Origin of the sequence: Micromonospora sp. NPDC051300 (assembly GCF_044455315.1) — a bacterium.
Taxonomy (GTDB): Bacteria; Actinomycetota; Actinomycetes; order Mycobacteriales; family Micromonosporaceae; genus Micromonospora; species Micromonospora robiginosa.
The window spans coordinates 47634-62945 of the sequence record NZ_JBITEP010000027.1; the positions used below are offsets into that span (position 1 = coordinate 47634).

The 15312-nt window shown below is 74.9% G+C and carries 11 protein-coding genes; 4 read left to right on the plus strand and 7 right to left on the minus strand.

The annotated features are described in order from the left end of the window. The first annotated feature begins 226 nt into the window (after window positions 1-226). Window positions 227-1627, plus strand: a complete 1401-nt coding sequence (locus ACIA5A_RS24680) for a trehalose-6-phosphate synthase (RefSeq protein ID WP_091069502.1) — start codon at window positions 227-229, stop codon at window positions 1625-1627. Beyond that, window positions 1624-4224, plus strand: a complete 2601-nt coding sequence (gene otsB, locus ACIA5A_RS24685; RefSeq protein ID WP_396766707.1) for a trehalose-phosphatase — start codon at window positions 1624-1626, stop codon at window positions 4222-4224. The genes ACIA5A_RS24680 and otsB overlap by 4 nt, the downstream gene beginning before the upstream one ends. A 146-nt stretch (window positions 4225-4370) precedes the next feature. On the opposite strand, the gene cobA is transcribed toward otsB, so the two are convergent. From cobA to cobC, 3 genes are read right to left on the minus strand one after another with little or no spacing between them, the layout of a single operon-like run. Next, complete coding sequence (gene cobA / locus ACIA5A_RS24690; protein WP_396766709.1) at window positions 4371-5618, minus strand: uroporphyrinogen-III C-methyltransferase; 1248 nt, start codon at window positions 5616-5618, stop codon at window positions 4371-4373. After that, window positions 5615-6754, minus strand: coding sequence for a nicotinate-nucleotide--dimethylbenzimidazole phosphoribosyltransferase (locus ACIA5A_RS24695; protein WP_396766752.1), 1140 nt, complete (start codon window positions 6752-6754; stop codon window positions 5615-5617). Before ACIA5A_RS24695 ends, cobA begins: the two co-directional genes overlap by 4 nt. Beyond that, window positions 6754-7830 carry an Rv2231c family pyridoxal phosphate-dependent protein CobC gene (gene cobC / locus ACIA5A_RS24700; protein WP_396766711.1) on the minus strand — a complete coding sequence of 359 codons (1077 nt, stop codon included), beginning with the start codon at window positions 7828-7830 and terminating at the stop codon, window positions 6754-6756. The genes ACIA5A_RS24695 and cobC overlap by 1 nt, the downstream gene beginning before the upstream one ends. A gap of 123 nt (window positions 7831-7953) precedes the next feature. Here cobC and ACIA5A_RS24705 point away from each other — a divergent pair, with 123 nt between their 5' ends. Continuing rightward, window positions 7954-10095: a transglycosylase domain-containing protein gene (locus ACIA5A_RS24705; RefSeq protein WP_396766712.1), complete on the plus strand. Its 2142-nt coding sequence runs from the start codon at window positions 7954-7956 to the stop codon at window positions 10093-10095. Window positions 10096-10161: 66 nt separating this feature from the next. On the opposite strand, the gene ACIA5A_RS24710 is transcribed toward ACIA5A_RS24705, so the two are convergent. Both ACIA5A_RS24710 and ACIA5A_RS24715 read right to left on the minus strand, forming a co-directional pair. Beyond that, the gene (locus ACIA5A_RS24710) at window positions 10162-10731 is read right to left on the minus strand and encodes a GNAT family N-acetyltransferase (RefSeq protein ID WP_396766714.1); all 570 of its coding nucleotides are present in this window, start codon (window positions 10729-10731) and stop codon (window positions 10162-10164) included. Continuing rightward, a complete protein-coding gene (locus ACIA5A_RS24715) occupies window positions 10728-12098 on the minus strand; it encodes a cobyrinate a,c-diamide synthase (protein ID WP_396766716.1) in 1371 nt (456 codons plus the stop codon). Before ACIA5A_RS24715 ends, ACIA5A_RS24710 begins: the two co-directional genes overlap by 4 nt. 135 nt (window positions 12099-12233) lie before the next feature. Here ACIA5A_RS24715 and ACIA5A_RS24720 point away from each other — a divergent pair, with 135 nt between their 5' ends. Further along, entirely contained in the window at window positions 12234-13064 is an 831-nt protein-coding gene (locus tag ACIA5A_RS24720) for an SURF1 family protein (protein ID WP_396766717.1), read from the plus strand. Between the two features lie 16 nt (window positions 13065-13080). On the opposite strand, the gene ACIA5A_RS24725 is transcribed toward ACIA5A_RS24720, so the two are convergent. Then, window positions 13081-14664: an ATP-dependent DNA ligase gene (locus tag ACIA5A_RS24725; protein ID WP_396766719.1), complete on the minus strand. Its 1584-nt coding sequence runs from the start codon at window positions 14662-14664 to the stop codon at window positions 13081-13083. Between the two features lie 47 nt (window positions 14665-14711). Continuing rightward, window positions 14712-14918 (minus strand): hypothetical protein, encoded by a 207-nt coding sequence (locus tag ACIA5A_RS24730; RefSeq protein ID WP_091571646.1) that lies wholly within the window; start codon window positions 14916-14918, stop codon window positions 14712-14714. Window positions 14919-15312: the final 394 nt, after the last annotated feature.

The window sequence follows — 15312 nt, forward strand, 5'->3', positions numbered from 1 at the left end:
CCGCCGTCAATCCTGACAGGTACGGGCGGCCACGCCCACATCACCCCACCCCAGCACCGGTACGGCGGGTCACGCGGGCCCCCGGGCCGCCGGTGTCGACAAGATCACGGGGAGGGTTCGGCGCCTTCCGGGCGGGTAGAGGACTCCGGCACGGGGGATCAGACGCCGCAGCTACGCTCAGTACGCTCATCGCGGTGGACCCGTCAGTACCCGGAGGTGGCCGATCGTGACCGTCCGCAGCTCCTTTGTCGTAGTGGCCAACCGACTGCCGGTCGACGAGGTGAGCACACCCGAGGGGCGGCAGTGGCGGCGCAGCCCGGGCGGCCTGGTGACCGCGCTGCACCCGGTGCTCGCCGAACACCAGGGCACCTGGGTCGGCTGGGCCGGTGGCACCGGCGCCGCGCCCGAGCCGTTCGACCTGGAGGGGATCCGGTTGCACCCGGTGCCGTTGAGCGCCGAGGAGCTGGAGCGCTACTACGAGGGCCAGTCCAACGCGACGATCTGGCCGCTCTACCACGACGCGGTGGAGACACCCGCCTACAAGCGGCGCTGGCGCGAGGCGTACCGCCTGGTCAACGCCCGGTTCGCGGAGGCCGCGGCGGACGTGGCGGCCGAGGGCGCCACGGTCTGGGTGCAGGACTACCAGCTCCAGCTCGTCCCGGCGATGCTGCGCGAGCTGCGTCCCGACCTGAAGATCGGGTTCTTCCTGCACATCCCGTTCCCGCCGATCGAGCTGTTCATGCAGATGCCGTTCCGGGCCGAGATCCTGCGCGGTCTGCTCGGCGCGGACCTGGTCGGTTTCCAGCAGCGGCTGGCGGCGCAGAACTTCGTCCGGCTGGCCCGGCACCTGCTCGGCCTGCGCTACGAGGGGCAGATGATCCAGGTCGACGGCCGGCAGGTGAAGGCCGGCGCGTTCCCCATCTCGATCGAGACCCGGGAGATGGAGCGGCTGGCCGAGGACCCGGCGATCCAGGCCCGCGCCAAGCAGATCCGCGAGGAGCTGGGCAACCCGAAGACGATCATCCTGGGCGTCGACCGGCTCGACTACACCAAGGGCATCGAACTTCGGCTCAAGGCCTTCCGCGAACTCCTCGCTGACGGAAAGTTGACAGTTCCGGACGCGGTTATGGTGCAGGTCGCCACGCCCAGCCGCGAGCGCGTGGAGCACTACCAGGCACTTCGGGTGAAGGTGGAACGCGAGGTTGGCCGGATCAATGGTGAATTCGGCCGGGTCGGCGTGCCGGCGGTGCATTATCTGCATCAGTCGTACAGTCGCTCCGAACTGGCCGCGATGTACGTCGCGGCCGACGTGATGATGGTGACCCCGCTGCGAGACGGAATGAATCTGGTGGCCAAGGAGTACGTCGCATCGCGCGCCGACCAGGGCGGCGCGCTCGTGCTCAGTGAGTTCGCCGGCGCCGCCACCGAGCTGCGCCAGGCGTTCCTGTGTAATCCGCACGACCCGGACGCGGTGAAGGACGCGTTGCTCCGGGCCGTGCACGTCGAGAAGCCCGAAGCCCGCCGCCGGATGCGCGTCATGCAGCGCCATCTGCGCAGCCACGACGTGGGCCACTGGGCCAAGTCGTTCCTCAGCGAGCTCGGCGTCCCCGATACGGAGGCTGCGTGACCTCGCCCGCCGCCGCCACCTCCAACGGTGGCGTGCTCGACCCGGAACTGCGCGCCGCGATCGGCCGCATCGCCCGGATCCCCCAACTCCTCGTCGCCTGCGACTACGACGGCACACTCGCCCCGATCGTCGAGGACCCCAGCAAGGCCGTACCGCTGCCCGAGTCGGTGGCCGCGATCCGCGCGCTGGCCTCGCTGCCGCAGACAAGCGTCGCGGTGGTCTCCGGCCGCGCGCTGCGCGACCTGGCCACCCTCTCCCGGCTGCCGAGCGAGGTGCACCTGGTCGGCAGCCACGGCTCGGAGTTCGACATCGGCTTCGTCGAACGGCTGAGCCCGGAGCTGATCGCGGTCCGGCACCGGCTCCGCCAGGAGCTGCGGGAGATCGCCGCCGCGCACCCCGGGGTGCGGCTGGAACGCAAGCCGGCAAGCGTGGCCGTGCACACCCGCGGGGTCGACCCGCAGGTCGCCGCCGCAGCCGTGGACGCGGTCCGCAGCGGCCCCGCCACCTGGGACGACGTCACCGTCACCCAGGGCAAGGAGGTCATCGAGCTGTCCGTGGTGGCCACCCACAAGGGCACCGCGGTCGACCAGCTCCGCACCCAGCTCGCGGCCGGCGCGGTGCTGTTCATCGGCGACGACGTCACCGACGAGAACGCGTTCGGCAACCTCCAGGGGCCGGACGTCGGCATCAAGATCGGTCCCGGCGAGACGCGGGCCGACTACCGGGTGGCCGAGCCGATCGAGGCGGCCCGCGCGCTGGGCCTGCTGCTGGAGACCCGGCGGCACTGGCTCTTCGGCGAGCGGGCGGTGCCCATCGAACGGCACTCGATGCTCGCCAACGGACGTACGGTCGCGCTCGTCACCCCGGAAGCCAAGATCACCTGGCTGTGCCACCCCAAGCCGGACTCGGCGGCGATCTTCGCCGACCTGGTCGGCGGCAGCCCGGCCGGGCACTTCACGGTCGGCCCGGAGCGCGGCGGCATCCCGCTCGGCCAGCGCTACCGCAGCAACACGATGACCGTGGAGACCCGCTGGTCCGGCCTGACCGTCACCGACTGGCTGGACCTGCCCGCCCGGCAGACCACGCCGGACGACCCGGCCGTGGTCAGCGGCGACTCGACCCTGGTCCGGGTGCTCAGCGGCACCGGGCGCGCCCGCGTCGAGTTCGCGCCGCGCCCCGAGTTCGGCCAGGTCGCGGTGCAGCTCCAGCCGCTCGACGACGGGCTGCTGGTGCTCGGCTCCAACGAGCCGGTCGCGCTGCACTCCCCCGGCCTGGAGTGGGAGGTCACCAACGACGCCGGATACGAGACCGCGAAGGCCGTGGTGGACCTGTCCGCCGTCGGCGGACAGGTGGTGCTGGAGCTGCGCTTCGGCACGCAGAGCCTGGAGCCGCACCGGGTGCCGGTGCACGAGCGGCAGGCCGCCGCCGAGCAGCCCTGGAAGGACTGGGTGGCCTCGCTGCGGCTGCCCGCCACCGCCAAGGACCTGGTCGCCCGCAGCGCGCTGACCCTGCGCGGGCTCACCCACGAGCCGACCGGCTCGATCCTCGCGGCGGCGACCACCTCACTCCCCGAGGAGCTGGGCGGCGTCCGCAACTGGGACTACCGCTACTGCTGGCTGCGGGACGCGGCGATGACCGCGCGGTCGCTCGTCGACCTCGGCTCCACCGAGGAGGCCGAAGGGCTGCTGCGCTGGATCGACGGCGTGGTCGAGCGCACCGGCGGCCACCCCGAGCGGCTGCACCCGCTCTACACGGTCGACGGCTACGAGCTGGGCGCCGAGGCGGTCATCGACACGCTGCCCGGCTACGCCGGCTCCCGGCCGGTCCGGGTCGGCAACCTCGCCAACCACCAGCTCCAGCTCGACGTCTTCGGCCCGGTCGCCGACCTGATCGCCGCGGTGGCCGACGCCCGGGGCTCGGTCCGCGACGACGAGTGGCGGGTGCTGGAGAACATGGTCGAGGCGGTCCGCCGCCGCTGGCACGAGCCCGACCACGGCATCTGGGAGGCCCGCCTCCCACCCCGGCACCACGTCTTCTCCAAGGTCATGCTCTGGATGACCGTCGACCGGGCGCTGCACGTGGTGCGCCAGCACGGCGGCGAGGACCGGCCGGAGTGGGTCGAGCTGCGCGACCGGATCGGGGCCAACGTGCTGGAGCACGGCTGGCACCCCGACGCCGAGGCGTACAGCGTTGCGTACGGGCACGACGAGATGGACGCGTCCTCGCTCTGGATCGGCCTCTCCGGGCTGCTCCCCGGCGACGACCCGCGCTTCCTCTCCACCGTGTTGAAGATCGAGGCGGACCTGCGCAGCGGCCCGGTGGTCTACCGCTACCACTGGGACGACGGCCTGCCCGGCCGGGAGGGCGGCTTCCACATCTGCACGGCGTGGCTGATCGAGGCGTACCTGCGCACCGGCCGCCGCACCGACGCCGAGGAGCTGTTCACCCAGATGGTCGACACGGCCGGCCCCACCGGTCTGCTCCCCGAGCAGTACGATCCGCTCGCCGAGCGGGGCCTGGGCAACCACCCCCAGGCGTACAGCCACCTGGGCCTGATCCGCTGCGCCCTGCTCCTGGACAACATGCTCAAGCAGTAACCCGCACCCGAGAGACGCGGCCCGGTACCCCCTGGGGTCCCGGGCCGCACGCGTCCCGCCCTCACCCCGCCGATCTTGCACTTACCGCCCCGACAGAAGGGGCATAGCGGGGCAGCACGGGGGCACGAAATGCAAGATCGGCGGCGTCAGACGAGGGGTGCGGGGTGCAGGGCGTCGACCACGTCGCCGATCACCACGATCGCGGGTGGGCGGAGGGCGGCGGACTCGACGTCGGCGGCGACCGTGGCGAGGGTGGCGCGCAGGGTGCGCTGGGCCGCCGTGGTGCCCTCCTGGATCACCGCGGCGGGGGTGTGCGGGGGCTTGCCGTGCGCGATCAGCGTGGCGGCGATCGCGGCCAGGTTCTTCAGGCCCATCAGGATCACCAGCGTGCCGCGCAGGCCGGCGAGCGACTCCCAGCGCACCAGCGAGGCCGGCGCGTCCGGCGCCACGTGCCCGGAGACCACCGTGAACTCGTGCGCCACCGACCGGTGCGTCACCGGCACGCCGGCCGCCCCGGGCACCGCGACCGCGCTCGTCACGCCCGGCACCACGGTCACCGGCACCCCCGCCTCGGCGCAGGCCAGCAGCTCCTCCCCGCCCCGCCCGAAGACGTACGGGTCGCCGCCCTTGAGCCGCACCACGACCCGGCCGGCCCGGGCCCGTTCCACCAGGATCCGGTTGATCTCCTCCTGGGCGCGCGACGGCCCGTACGGGATCTTCGACGCGTCGACCAGCTCGACGTCCGGCCGCAACTCGTCCAGGAGCAGCCCCGGGACGAGCCGGTCGGCGACCACCACCTCGGCCTCGGTGAGCAGCCGCCAGCCCTTCACGGTGATCAGCTCCGGGTCACCCGGCCCGGCGCCCACCAGCGCGACGCGCCCGCCGGACGTGTTAACCGGGGCCCCCTCCGCTACCGAAGGCGTTAACAGGGGACCCCTCCTTGCGCTCAGGAGGGCGCGGACGGCGTCGCGGACGGCCATCGCGCGGTGCGGGTCGCCGCCGCCGAGCACGGCCACCGTCACCGGGCCGTGGCGGGTCACCGCGGGCGTCCAGGCGCTGGCCGCCGCCCGGTCGTCGGCCCGGACGCAGAAGATCCGCCGTTGCGCCGCGGCGGCGCTGACCGCCGCGGCGGCCGCCCGGTCGTCCACCGCCACCTGCACCAGCCAGGCGCCGTCCAGGTCGTCGGCGGCGAACCGGCGCGGCTCCCAGCGCAGCCGTCCGGCGTCGACGTGCGCGCGCAGCGCCGGGGTCAGCTCCGGCGACACCAGCAGCACGTCCGCGCCGGCGTCGAGCAGCGCCGGCACCCGCCGGGTCGCCACCGCTCCCCCACCCACCACGACCACGCGCCGCCCGGCCAGCCGCAACCCCAGCGGGTACGGGCTCGGCTCGCTCACTTCTCGGCCACCCCGGCCGAGTCGAACGTGGCCACCTCGTGCAGCACCCGGACCGCGCCGGTGACCACCGGCAGGGCGAGCAGCGCCCCGGTGCCCTCGCCGAGCCGCAGTCCCAGGTCGATCAGCGGGTCCAGCCCGAGGTGCCGCAGCGCCGCCGTGGCGCCCGGCTCGGCGCTGCGGTGCCCGGCGACCATGGCGCCCACCGCGTCCGGCGCGAACGCGGCGGCGGCCAGCGCGGCGCTGACCGCGATCACGCCGTCGAGCAGCACCGGCACCCGGCGCGCGGCGGCGCCGAGGATCAGGCCGGCCAGCGCGGCGTGCTCCAGCCCGCCGACCGCCGCGAGCACGCCCAGCGGGTCCGCCGGGTCGGGCGCGTGCCGGGCCAGCGCGGCCCGGACCACCTCGACCTTGCGGGCGTACGTGCCGTCGTCCACACCGGTGCCCCGGCCGGTCGCCTCCGCCGCGTCCACCCCGGTGAACGCGGCGACGAGTGCCGCCGCCGGGGTGGTGTTGCCGATGCCCATGTCACCGGTGAGCAGGATGCCGGCGCCCGCGCCGATCAGCTCGTCGGCGACCCGGATGCCGGTCTCCACCGCCGCCCGCGCCTCGTCCCGGGTGAGGGCGGCGGTGACCGTCATGTCCCGGGTGCCGGTGCGCACGTTCGCCACCACCAGACGCGGACCGTCCGGGTCGGCGGGCGTCGCGACCACGTCGGCGGAGAGCACGGGCGGGGCGACCGGGTCGGCGGCGCGGGCCGCCGGGTCGGCCGGGGTGACCGACAGCGGGGTGGCGACGCCGACGTCGACCACGGTGACCGAGGCGCCGGCCTGGCGGGCGAACGCGTTGACCACCGCGCCGCCGGCCAGGAAGTTGCCGATCATCTGGGCGGTGACCTCCTGGGGCCACGGGGTGACGCCCTGGGCGTGGACGCCGTGGTCGCCCGCGAAGATCGCCACCGCCGGCGACCCCGGCAGCGGCGGCGGGCAGGACTCGGCCAGCCCGGCCAGGCGTACCGAGAGCGGCTCCAGGGCGCCGAGCGAGCCGGCCGGCTTGGTGAGCCGACCCTGCAGCTCGCGGGCCGCCGCCATGGCGGTCTCGTCGAGCGGCCGGATCGCCGCGACGGTGGACTCCAGCATCATGCCTCCAGGATCCGTGCCAGCGTGTCGACGAACGCGTCGGTGGTGGCCCGGTCGCGGACCGCGATCCGGAGCCAGTCCGGGCCGAGCCCGGGGAACGTGTCGCCCCGGCGCACCGCCCAGCCGTGCTCGCGCAGCCGCTGCCGCACCTCGGCGGCGCCGGGCCGGTGGAGCAGGACGAAGGCGCTGGCCGGCCGGCCGGCCACGCGTACCCCGGGCAGGCCGGACAGGCGGGTCACCAGGTGGTCGCGGTCGGCGGCGAGTTCGGCGGCGATGGCACGCTCGGCGGCGACCGCGGCCGGCGCGGCGCAGGCGGTGGCGGCGGCGAGCGCCGGGGTGGAGACGGCCCAGAGCGGCTGGGCGGCGGCGAGGCGGGCCAGCAGCCCGGCGTCGCCGAGCAGGTAGCCGATCCGCAGTCCGGCCAGCCCCCAGGTCTTGGTGAGGCTGCGGACCACCAGGAGGCCGGGCAGGTCGCGGCGGGCGGCGAGGGACTCGGGCTCGCCGTCGACGCCGGGGGCGAGGGTGGTGTCGGCGAACGCCTCGTCGACCACCAGCACCCGGCCGGGGCGGGCCAGCGCGGCGACGGTGTCCGCCGGGTGCAGCACCGAGGTCGGGTTGGTGGGGTTGCCGATCATGACCAGGTCGGCGTCGGCGGGGACGTGGGCCGGGTCGAGCCGGAAGCCGTCGGCCGGGTCGAGCAGCACCCGGTCCACCCGGTGCCCGGCCGCGCGCAGGGCGGCCTCCGGCTCGGTGAACTGGGGGTGCACCACCACCGGGCGGCGGGCGTCGCGCAGCGCGCGGGCGATCAGCACGAAGCCCTCGGCGGCGCCGGCGGTGAGGAGTACCTCGTCCGGGGGTCGCCCGTGCCGGTGACCGACGGCGGCGCGGGCGGGCGCGGGGTCCGGGTAGGCCGCCAGGTCGCCAAGCGCGGCGGTGATCGGGTCGGCCAGCCAGTCGGGCATGGCGGCGCGGCGCACGTTGACCGCCAGGTCGACCAGGCCGGGCGTGACCTCGGCGTCGCCGTGGTGCCCGAGGTCGGGTTCGGCGGTCACGGCGGCGGTCGGTGCGGCGGGCATGACCGCGATCCTGCCGGGAAGCCGCCGTCCGGGACAGCGCATCCCGGCGTGGGACGCGTCACGACCCTCGCCCGTTTATGAATTCTTCTCATTTCCGAATCGGAAATGTCATAGCTTGACCCCGTGAGCAATCGACAGCTTGCCTCCGCTGGTCGTGCCGTACCCCTCCTCCGCGCCGGGCTGATCGCCGGCATCGTCGTCGCCGCCGCGCTCTATCCGCTGGCCGCCGTCACCGGCATCGGCGCGAAGGCCACCGCGCACGCCGTGGAGCAGAAGACGAACATCCTCAAGACCGCGCTGCCGGCCGAGACCTCGTACGTCTACGCGCCCGACGGCAGGACCGTGCTGACCATGTTCTACGAGGAGTACCGGCAGTACACCAAGATCGAGAACATGTCGCCGAACATCCAGCAGGCGATCGTCGCCGCCGAGGACAACCGCTTCTACCAGCACCACGGCGTCGACCCGAAGGGCGTGGCCCGCGCGTTCGTCTCCAACGCCCGCTCCGGCGGCGTCTCCCAGGGCGCCTCCACGCTCACCATGCAGTACGTGCGGATGGCGCTGCGGGACAGCGCCAGCACGCCCAAGGAGGTCCAGGAGGCCACCCAGCAGACCAGCCTGCGCAAGGTCAAGGAAATGCGGATGGCGCTCGACATCGAGAAGCACCTGACCAAGGAGCAGATCCTCGAGCGCTACCTCAACTCGGCCTACTTCGGCCACCGGGCGTACGGGATCTACGCCGCGTCGCAGATCTTCTTCTCCAAGACCCCGGCCACGCTCAGCCCCGTCGAGGCGGCCACCCTGGCCGGCCTGGTGAAGTCGCCCTCGGAGTACGACCCGATCACCTCCGACCAGAAGGACGCCACCGGCCGGCGCAACTACGTGCTCGACAACATGTCCCGCCTCGGCTTCATGTCACCGGACGCCGCCGCGGCGGCCAAGGGACAGCCGATCAAGCTGAAGCTGACCGACCCGCCGAACGACTGCGCCGCGATCGACGGCGCGCACCGGAGCTGGGGCTTCTACTGCGACTACCTGAAGAACTGGTGGAGCGCGCAGCCCGCCTTCGGCGAGAACCGGCTGGAACGGATGGACAAACTGCGCCGCGGCGGCTACCGGATCGTGCTCGCGCTCGACCCGAAGACCCAGGCGGCGGCCGAGAAGAACGTCGGCGCGAAGGACAACACCGGCAGCCCGTTCGCCAACGGCATCGTGGTCGCCGAGCCCGGCACCGGGCGGATCAAGGCGATGGCGGTCAACCGGAACTACTCGCTGGACCTCGCCGAGAACCCGAACAGCTCCAACCCGGAGGCCGGGCCCAAGGTGAAGGCGAACTACCCGAACACGGTGGCGCCGCTGCTCGGCGGCGGGACGCTCCCCGGCTACCAGGCCGGGTCGACGTTCAAGATGTTCCCGATGCTCGCCGCGCTCAACGCCGGCATGCCGCTCTCCACCGCGTACGACTCGCCGTACACGTACAAGTCGGCGGTCTACGACGGGTGGGCGCCGTCGAACGCCAGCGGCGCGATGACCGGACGGCAGACCATGTGGTCCGGCTTCGGCAAGTCGGTGAACACCTACTTCGTGCAACTGGAGGAGAAGATCGGCGCGGACACCGGGGTGCGCCTGGCCGAGCAGTTGGGGCTGCGCTGGCGCACCGACGTGGACAAGGACCAGGCGTCGCCGGGCAAGGCGAAGAAGTGGGGCGCGTTCACGCTCGGCGTCTCCGACGCCACCCCGCTGGAGATGGCGAACGCGTACGCGACTGTCGCCGCCGACGGGCGCTACTGCGAGGCGATCCCGGTCAACGCGATCATGAACCGGGACGGCACGCCGGCCACCTGGTCCACCCCGGGCGGGGTGCAGCGGGAGGTGGCGAAGCCCCGGTGCCGGCAGGTGGTCAACGCGGACGCGGCCCGGGCCGCCACCGACGCGGCGCGCTGCCCCACCGGCGACACCCCGGCCAAGGGGACCTGCGGCGGCTGGTCGACCGCCGACAGCGTGCGCAGGACGGTCGGCCGGCCGGTCGCCGGCAAGACCGGCACCACCGACAGCACCCGGTCGGCGTGGTTCGTCGGCTACACCCCGGAACTCGCCGCGGCCAGCTTCATCGCCGACCCGGACAACCCGTTCAACGCGGTGGGCGACGGGCAGTCGCAGATCCCGGTGAACGCGGTGGCGCAGACGCTGCGCGACGCGCTGAAGGGGCAGCCCACCCGCCAGTTCACCCCACCGTCGGACCAGATCGTCGGCGCCGGGCCATGATCCACCCGGGGGTGCGCCCGGGCCGGTCGATCAGGGAGTTCGCGGGCGCGAACTCCCTGATCGACGTCAGCGCAGGTCGGCCGCCACGAACGACCACAGCTCCAGGTCGACCCGGGCGCCCCGGACGAAACCGGCGTTGCGCAGCAGGCCCTCGTAGCTGAAGCCGGCCTTCTCGGCGACCCGCCGGGACGCGACGTTGCCCGGCGCCACCCGCAGCTCCACCCGGTGGAAACCGTGCTCCAGGATCAGCGCGATGGCCACCCCGTCCACCGCCTCCGCCGCCAGGCCGAACCCGCGGGCCTGCGGCGCGAGCGCGTACGACACCTCGGTGAGGCGGGCGCCCCAGTCGGTGCGCCGGGTCCAGAGGCAGCCGACCACCCGCTTGTCCTCGCGGCGCACCACCGCCCAGTGGTCGCCGTCGCCGCTGCCCCGCCGCTGCCGGGCCAGCTCGGTGCACCAGGCCCGCCCGTCGATCTGCCCGGCCGCCTCGGCCAGCGGCAGCCAGCGCTGCGTCTGCCGGTCGGCGAACACCTCGTCCACCGCCTCCGCGTCCGCCGCGACGAGCCGCCGCACCTCCGTCCGCGGGGTGGAGACGGTCAGCGCCGGAAACCGGCGGACCGCCACCTGACCGATCACGCGGACGCCGTCGCGGGCACCCGGGCGGCGGCCACCAGGCGGTCGGCGGCCCCGGGGAGCGCGGCCCAGTGCGGCACGAGCTGCGAGGCGTGCACGCCCTGGTGGACGAAGCCCTCCGGCGTGCCGCCGCCCCACTGCCAGGCCGGCCGGTCACCGGCGCGCGGGGTGAGCACTGCCGCGTGCTGCTTGTGCCCGGTCACCGTGACGCCGGCCGGGACGACCACGCTGTCGGTGACCGAGGTGGCCTCCCGGTAGCCCACCACCAGGCCGTCGCGGACCGTGCCGACCGCGTCGAGCACCCCGCACATCGGCAGGCCGTCCAGCTCGCGGGCCAGCCAGAGCAGGCCGGCGCCCTCGGCCACCACCGGGCGGCCGGTACGGGCCAACTCGGCCACCGCGATGCAGAGCCGGCGGTTGGCGGAGAGCTGATCCGCGTACGTCTCCGGGAGCCCGCCGCCGACGACGAGCGCGCGGACCCCGGCGGGCAGCGCCTCGTCGCGCAGCGGGTCGAGCGTGACCACCTCGGCGCCGGCGGCGCGCAGCAGCTCGGCGGTCTCCGGATGGCTGTAGCTGCCGGCCGGGCCGCCGGCGAGCGCGACCACCGGCCGCTGCCCGGCGCCGGGCGGCCCGTCCGCCGGCTCGGCCGACCACGGCTCGACGGTCAGCGCGGGCGCGGACCGGGCCAGCGTCAGCAGCCGGTCCAGGTCGACGGTGGCGGCCACCGCCTCACCCAGCCGGCGCACGCCCCGCTCGGCCTCGGCGTCGCCGCGCACCACCGGCGCGGCGCCGTGCCGGCGAGCGGGCAGCACCGGTGGCAGCTCGTGCCGGCGCAGCGCGCCGTAGACCGGCACCCCGACGTCGTCGAGCGCCTCGCGCAGCAGCGCCTCGTGCCGGGGCGAGGCCACCCGGTTGAGGATCACGCCGCCCAGCCAGAGCTGCTCGTCGTACGCCCGGAAGCCGTGCACCAGCGCGGCCACCGACTGGCCCATCGCGGCCACGTCGACCACCAGCACCACCGGGCTGCGCAGCGCGGTGGCGACGGCGGCGGTGGACTCGCTCTCCGGCCGGCCGGCGACCGAGTCGTAGAGCCCCATGGTGCCCTGCACCAGCGCGAAGCCGGCCCCGGCCGCGCCGTGCGCGAAGAGCGGGGCGATCCGCTCCGGGCCGACCAGGCGCGGATCCAGCGTGCGCCCCGGCCGGCCGGCGGCCAACCCGAGGTAGGCCGCGTCCACCTGGTCCGGCCCGACCTTGAACCCGGCCACCGCCATGTCCCGGTCGGCCAGGGCCGCCAGCAGGCCGAGGGAGAGGGCACCGGTGCCGTGCCCCGAGGAGGGTGCGCTCAGCACGACGCGGGGCACGTCGGTCATCATCGACTCCTGGATCCGGGGGATTTCCGCCCGCGTGACCATACCCGTCCGACCCCGCGCGCGGCGTCCGCCCGGGCGCCGGGATTCCGCCGGCAGCCACGAGTGGCCCGGCTCATACGGGTAGCCTTTGCCAACGTGTACCGGTTCCTGCTGACCCCGCGCTGGCTCGGCTACCTCGCGCTGACCCTGGTGGCCGCCGCGGTGATGGTGTTCCTGGGCAACTGGCAGTTGGACCGCTACCACGGCCGGACCGCGATCAACGAACGGATCGACGCCGGCGCGACGATGACCCCCGCGCCGCTGCGCGACGCCCTGCCCGCGCCGACCGGCCCCGCCGGGAGCGTCGGCCCGGCCCCGGCCGAACGGCTCACCTGGAGCCGGGTCACCGCCACCGGTCGCTACGACAGCGCGAACGACGTCCTGATCCGCGGCCGCACCGTGGACAGCACTGTCGGCTTCGAGGTGCTCACCCCGCTGGTGCTTGCCGACGGCAGCGCGGTGCTCGTCGACCGGGGCTGGATCCCGCCCGTCCCGGGCGGCGGCGCGACCGTCCAGCCGTCGGTGCCGGCGGCGCCGACCGGCGAGGTGACGGTCACCGGCCGGGTGGTCGGCAGCGAGAGCGGCGGCGGCGCGGTCGCCCGCCGCGACGGCAAGCTGGAGGCCCGGCGGATCGACGTCTCCCGCCTGGCGAAGCAGCTTCCCTACCCGGTGACCGGCGGCTACGTGCTGCTGGACGGGCAGACCCCGGCCGCCGACCCGGCCTTCCGGGCGGTGCCGATCGGGCACACCAACAACTGGCAGAACTTCGGCTACGTGTGGCAGTGGTGGATCTTCGCGGTGATGAGCCTGGTCGGCTACGGCTGGGTGGCGCGCCGGGAGGCCCGCCGGCAGGCCGGCCTGGACGGCCCGCGCGTGCCGGTGGACCGGGCCGCCGAGCCGGCCGCCGCCGGCCCCGCCGCGTCCTGAGCCCCGGACCGGGCGCTCAGCCGCCGACCCGGCCGGCGTGGATCGCCCGGACCGCGTCGATCGTGTCCGCCTCGGCGGCGGTCTTGTCGTCGCGGTAGCGCACCACCCGGGCGAACCGCAGCGCCATCCCGCCCGGGTAGCGGCTGCTCGTCTGCACCCCGTCGAAGGCGATCTCGACCACCTGCTCCGGGCGGACCCGCACCACCCAGTCGCCCTTCTCCACGGCCAGCGACAGGAACCGCTCGGTCTGCCAGCGCAACGTCTCGTCGGTGAGCCCCTTGAACGTCTTGCCGAGCATGACGAACTCGCCGCTGCTCGGGTCGCGGGCGCCCAGGTGCAGGTTGGACAGCCAGCCCTGACGCCGGCCGCTGCCCCACTCGACCGCGAGCACCACCAGGTCGAGCGTGTGCCGGGGCTTGACCTTGACCCAGGCAGCGCCGCGTCGCCCCGCGTCGTAGGGCGCGGCCGGGTCCTTGACCACCACGCCCTCCTGCCCGGCGTCGACCGCCGCGGCGAACGCGGCGGCGGCCCGCTCCGGGTCGTCCACCTCCACCCGGCCGACCAGCAGCGCCGGGTCCACCGCGCGGGCCAGCGTCGCCCACCGCTCCCGCCCGGGCAGGTCGATCAGATCGGCGCCGTCGAGGTGCAGCAGGTCGAAGAAGTACGGCGTGAGCACCGGCTCGCCGACCCGCTCGGCGGCGGCCAGCACGGCCGGCGCGACAGAGGTGCGGCCGGTGGTGCTGGGCGTGGTGCGCCGCGCCGCGTGGCTCGACGTCTGCTGGAACGGCAACGGGCGGCCGGTCGCGTCCAGCGCGATCGCCTCGCCGTCGAGCACCAGCTCACGGGCGGGCAGCGCGCGGACGGCGGCCACCACCTCGGGCAACCGGCCGGTGATCTCGTCGAGGCTGCGGGTGAAGACCGCGACGTCCGCCCCGGAACGGTGCACCTGGATGCGGATGCCGTCGAGCTTGACGTCGACCACTGCCGGAACGCCGGTGGCGGTGAGCGCCTCGTCGACCGTGGGGGCGCTCTGCGCCAGCATCGGGGCGAGCGGGCGACCCACCTGGAGCCCGAAGCCGGCCAGCGCGGCGGCGCCGCCGGTGAGCGCCGCGACCGCCACCGTCCGCAGGTCACCGGCGAGCAGCAGGGCCCGCCGGACGGCCGTCACCGGCACGTCGGCGGCCCGGGCCACCGCCTCGGCCAGCAGGCCGGCCTGGGCGCCCTGCCGCAGCTCGCCGCGGAACAGCCCGACCAGCAGGCGCTGCTCGTCGGCGGTGGCGGCGGCGAACAGCCGACCGACCAGTTCCCGCCGCCGGGCCTGGGAGCCGGCGCCGCCGACCCGGGAGATCTCCTCGATCCGCGCGTCGACGGCGGCCACCGTCAGGGTCGGCTCGGCCGCCGGTGGCGGCAGCTCACGCAGGCCCGCCCAGCCGACGCCGGTCTGCCGCTGCCGCAGCTCACCGGCGAGGTAGCCGGCGCCGGCCGGGATCTCGCCCGGGTCGAGCGCGCGCAGCGCGGCGGCCAGCAGCTCCACCTTGGCCCGCCGGCCGCCGGTGGCCCCTACCGCGGCCGAGGTGGCCGCCAGCTCCGCGAAACGCACGCCCACATCCTGCCAGCCGGCGGTGACACCGGGGCGGTTCCGGCGGGTCAGGCCGAGACCGGCTCCTCGACGCGCAGCCCGCGCCCGCGCACCCCGTCGGCGACCCGGGTGAGCAGCGCGTCGAGCGTGACCAGCGTGGCCGAGAGCTCACCAAGCTGTTCCTTGAGCGTGGCCTCGGGCCACGCGGAGACGTCGACGTCCCCCAGAGCACGGACAGCGGCCTGAAGCCGCGCCATCTCATCGTTCGTACGCATGTTCGAAAGGCTATAACACCTGGCCGGCCGACACACCGCAAACTCCGACATCCATCCCGAAGTTACGGTTTCGACACCGGGCGTGTCGGGACCGGACAGAGGCACCGGGCGGGAGCGATATGCCGCAGAGGCATAATTATGACTGTCAGGCATATCGCTCTCCGCCTCTTCGTTCTATCCTCGGCGTCACCCACCGTGACCGAACCGGCGGATGCGGCGGAGCGGGCGACGCGGCGGAGTGGGCGACGCGGCGGAGTGGGCGACGCGGCGGAGTGGGCGACGCGGGGGGGGGGGGGGGGGGGGCGCCGCCCCCCCCCCCGCGGTCCCCCGGCCCCCCGCGGACCCCCCCCCCCCCCCCCCCCCGGCCCGGGCCGCCCCCCCCGGGCCCCCTCGC

Coding starts and splice junctions, on each gene's coding strand:
- ACIA5A_RS24715 (WP_396766716.1), bottom strand. CDS start 12,098: ATGACCGACGTGCCCCGCGTCGTGCTGAGCGCACCCTCCTCGGGGCAC.
- ACIA5A_RS24730 (WP_091571646.1), bottom strand. CDS start 14,918: ATGCGTACGAACGATGAGATGGCGCGGCTTCAGGCCGCTGTCCGTGCT.
- ACIA5A_RS24695 (WP_396766752.1), bottom strand. CDS start 6,754: ATGCTGGAGTCCACCGTCGCGGCGATCCGGCCGCTCGACGAGACCGCC.
- cobC (WP_396766711.1), bottom strand. CDS start 7,830: ATGCCCGCCGCACCGACCGCCGCCGTGACCGCCGAACCCGACCTCGGG.